This is a genomic window from Burkholderia sp. NFPP32 (assembly GCF_900119325.1).
In the GTDB taxonomy this organism is placed as follows: Bacteria; Pseudomonadota; Gammaproteobacteria; order Burkholderiales; family Burkholderiaceae; genus Burkholderia; species Burkholderia pyrrocinia_C.
Window position 1 is genome coordinate 1 of sequence record NZ_FPJP01000062.1, and the last position, 3,892, is coordinate 3,892.

The window sequence follows — 3,892 nt, forward strand, 5'->3', positions numbered from 1 at the left end:
CCTCGTCATAAGTCGCTCCCGCCTGCATTCTGACGGGTAGCAAATTACATGAGGCAACGACCACGGTCGGGTAACAAATATCCTGAGTCAATGCGTGCGTTACCCCGTTCGTCACGGCACGACGGAGGTGCGACGGCAATTCGTCGAGGTGGCCCCCCGCAATCAACGCGGCGACGGTTACAAGGCTACGGTCGCGGAGCGAGAGCGTCGGGTCGCTCCACACGCACGGATTCAACGTGTCGTCGACGAATGCCGAGAGCTTCGGCGTAAAGGCGCGCGCGGCTTCGCGCGGACTGCCGAAATCTGCTTGAGACATGGCGATACTCCTTTAAGCCTGGCTGATGAACTTGTGCGTGAGGTAGTACTCGATGCCTTCGGCACCACCTTCCGAACCGTGACCGCTTTCCTTCATGCCGCCAAACGGCAGTTCAGTTGAAACGATTCGGTACTGGTTGATGCCGATCATGCCGGCTTCGAGACCGTCCGCTACGTCGATCGCCGTACGCGCATTGCTCGTGAACGCATAGGCGGAGAGCCCGTATGGCAACCGGTTCGCTTCGGCAAGTCCGTCGGTGAGAGTATCGAAGCGCATCAGCACCGCAATCGGGCCAAACGGCTCTTCGTGCATCACACGCGCGTCCACGGGAACGTCGGCGAGGACGGTAGGCTCGAAGAAGTAACCGTCACCCTCGATGCGCTTGCCACCGGCGAGAATCTTTGCGCCACGTTCCACGGCATCGGCGATGAGTTCCTCCATCTTCGCGAGCTGGCGTGGATTTGCCAGCGGTCCGATCTGAGTGTCCGGGTCCATGCCATTCCCGACCTTGAGCGCCTTGGCCGTGCGGACGAAGTGCCCGACAAACTCGTCATAGACGTCGCGCTGGATCAGAAAGCGCGTGGACGAGATGCAGATCTGGCCGGTACCGCGAAAGCGGTTCGCTGCGCCTTCGACCGCGGCCTTTTCGACATCCGCATCATTGAAGACGAGGACGGGCCCGTGGCCGCCGAGTTCCAGCGTGATCGGTTTGACGCCTTCGGCTGCGCGTGCCGACAGCAGACGGCCGATCGGCACCGAGCCAGTGAACGTCACCTTGCGGATCACCCGGGAAGCGATCAGGTGCTTCGAGACTTGATCCGGCACGCCGAATACGACCTGCAGCACGCCCTTGGGCAAACCGGCATCGTCGAGTGCACGCGCCAGCGCGAGCGCGGTGGCCGGACTCTCCTCGCCGGGTTTGATGATGATGCTGCACCCTGCGGCGAGTGCGGCGGAGAGTTTGCGCGCTGGGGTGATCGCGGGGAAGTTCCACGGCGTGAAAGCAGCCACGGGCCCGATTGCCTGCTTCTTCACGAGTTGTTGCACACCGGGGCGATTGGATGGCACCACACGGCCATCGATGCGACGTGCTTCTTCGGCGAACCATTCGAAGTATTCGGCGGCGCGCAGGACTTCGTCGCGACTTTCTGCCAATGGCTTACCCTCTTCGAGTGTCATGACGGTTGCGATGTGCTCAGCGCGTTCGCGGATCAGATCCGCACCACGCTTGAGAATGCGGGCTCGATCGGCCGGCCCGGTGTTGCGCCAGACTTCGAAGGCTCGTTCCGCAACCTTCAACGCATGATCCAGATCGGCTGCCGTCGCGAGGGGCACGCGGCCAATCTCAACTTGCGTAGCGGGGTTGATCACGGGGGCTGTTTCCCGTTCGCTCGCGCCGATCCATTCGCCATTGATGAAGAGATGAAGTGCGTCGTAAGTGATGTCCATGGTAGTACCTTTATGATTAGGATTGCGATTCAATTCGTGTTCGTCGCGAGCCGGATAGGGCAACCTGCGCCACGCCGTGTCTGGATGATCCGCCGTGGCGGGCTGAGTTCGGGTTTGAAACGTCCGCGTTCTGACTGCCTGACTTCGGGACCAAGTCTAGGCGTGAAGCGGGCGGCAACTTAGAGGGGCCGGAAAGAATGAATCTTGTCTCTGGAGAGAAAATCCCCGCTGACATGAAAGAAAAATGAAAGGATGCGCAAAAACGACACGATGTCCCGCGCTGACTGCACGATATAGGCGCGGGCCCTATGATCACCGGCTCGCGCGAGCCACAACGCAGCGATTCGACGAAAAATTCAAACAAGGGTGCGCAATGGACAAGGTCTTCACCATGTCGGTGTTCGCAAAAGTGGTCGAAATGGGCAGCTTCACGGCTGTTGCAAACCACCTCGATACGACTGTCGGCAACATTTCTCGAGCGGTCTCGTTGCTCGAGGACAATCTCAACACTCGGTTGCTTCAGCGCTCGACGCGACGGCTCGTGGTCACCGATGCGGGGCGACGTTTTTACGAGCGCAGCGTTGCGATCCTCTCGGACATCGAACGGGCAGAAGCGGAAGCCCGCGATGCGCTGCTGGAGCCGCGCGGTGTATTACGCGTGCACGCGGTGCCGGGATTAGGCCGTCAACTTGTTTCGCAAGCCGTGCTTGCCTATCGGCGCGCATACCCGGAAGTGTCGGTCGATCTCATGCTGTCGCAGCGGATGCCGAATCTGCTCGAAGAGCAGCTCGACGTGGCGATCGTGATTGCGCGCACGCTGCCGGACTCGGCGTATGTGAGCCAGAAGATCGGCGCCAGCCATTGCATTCTGGCGGCGTCGCCCGATTACCTGGCACGATATCCGGCTCCCGAATGTGTGGAAGATCTCGTCGATCACACATGTGTGCTCCTGAGCACGGTCGATTACGCACCAGACGAGTGGCATCTGCAAGGCAGGGCCGGCGACGCGACGTATCGTCCGACGGGATCGCACTTCAGTATCAACGACATGGATGCGATGTCCACGGTGTTGCAGGAGGGCGCGGGGATCGGGCTGATCGCCGCCTTCTCGGCAATCGACGATTTGCGTAAAGGATCGCTGGTTCGCGTCCTGCCTGAATTCCACACCGCTCAGCGCAACGTATATGCGGTGTATTCGTCGCGTCAGTTCGTCGACGCAAAAATCAAACGGTTCATCGATGTACTCAAGGTGCGGGTTGGTGACCGGTTGAATGCGTATGCGGAGGAGCTCGCTATCACGGTCGTGTGATCTACCTCACGGTCGGCATGGCCGGGGAGGGTATCCGATTTCCCGACGCCGGCCCGTCGTATTGAGCGTATGCGGTTATGACACGGCAAGGACGTCGGATCGATGAATCCGCATACATTGTCGCTGGTGCTGGACTAGATCTGTCGCTACCGGTTCCCGATCAATTGCAGTCGTTTGCGAGCGTGCCACCAACGGCGTATTCGGGTGGCGGATTCAGACGGTCCCGGGCTGCCGGGACCGCAGCTGGCCGGGTCCGGGAAGAGACATTTATGCATGGGAGTAAAATCGTCAACAATCGGCCGCCAGGTCTGGCGGCCGTTTTCGGTTTGCGAGACGAAGCGATGAAGGTAACGATTGCGTACATCGAAGAACCTCCGTTCGGCTGGACCGAAGCGGATGGCACCGCTACCGGTGCAGATATCGAGCTCGCTGAGACGATCCTGCGACAGATCGGCGTCACCAGGATCGAGCATTGCCTGACGACGTTCAGCGAATTGCTATCCGGCGTTGAAGAAGGTCGCTGGGACATGAACGTTCCTCTCTTTGTGACGCCGCAGCGTGCCAAGACTGTGGCGTTCAGCGTGCCGGTGTGGGGAATCGAGGACGGCTTTCTGGTTCGACCAGGAAACCCGAGAGCGCTCAGTAGCTATTCCTCAATCGCCGAATGTCCCGATGCGCGCCTCGGCATCATTGCCGGACAGGTACAGCATGATTCGGCGACGGCTGAAGTTGACCCGCTTCAACGGACACCTATTCTTTTTGAAGAGGAGGTGCCGTCATGGGCAAGCATCGGAAGCCGTACCCGGCGGAGTTCCGGG

Annotated in this window: 4 protein-coding genes; 2 read left to right on the top strand and 2 right to left on the bottom strand. The window is 60.1% G+C overall.

Annotated features, from left to right (window positions below; translation table 11 throughout):
• Both BT264_RS36980 and BT264_RS36985 read right to left on the bottom strand, forming a co-directional pair.
• Positions 1-316, bottom strand: a 316-nt coding sequence (locus BT264_RS36980; protein ID WP_110281492.1) for a carboxymuconolactone decarboxylase family protein, incomplete at its 3' end; no start/stop codon positions are given.
• A 12-nt stretch (positions 317-328) separates the two neighbouring features.
• Positions 329-1,765 (bottom strand): NAD-dependent succinate-semialdehyde dehydrogenase, encoded by a 1,437-nt coding sequence (locus BT264_RS36985; protein WP_072445467.1) that lies wholly within the window; start codon positions 1,763-1,765, stop codon positions 329-331.
• Between the two features lie 373 nt (positions 1,766-2,138).
• On the opposite strand from BT264_RS36985, the gene BT264_RS36990 reads away from it, so the two are divergent.
• Entirely contained in the window at positions 2,139-3,074 is a 936-nt protein-coding gene (locus BT264_RS36990) for a LysR family transcriptional regulator (RefSeq protein ID WP_072445468.1), read from the top strand.
• A 341-nt stretch (positions 3,075-3,415) separates the two neighbouring features.
• The coding region (locus BT264_RS36995; protein WP_143155854.1) for a transporter substrate-binding domain-containing protein at positions 3,416-3,892 on the top strand (477 nt) is incomplete at its 3' end.

What these genes read in the sequence shown, in the direction of transcription:
- BT264_RS36985 (WP_072445467.1), bottom strand. Translation starts at nt 1,765, where the DNA reads ATGGACATCACTTACGACGCACTTCATCTCTTCATCAATGGCGAATGG.
- BT264_RS36990 (WP_072445468.1), top strand. Translation starts at nt 2,139, where the DNA reads ATGGACAAGGTCTTCACCATGTCGGTGTTCGCAAAAGTGGTCGAAATG.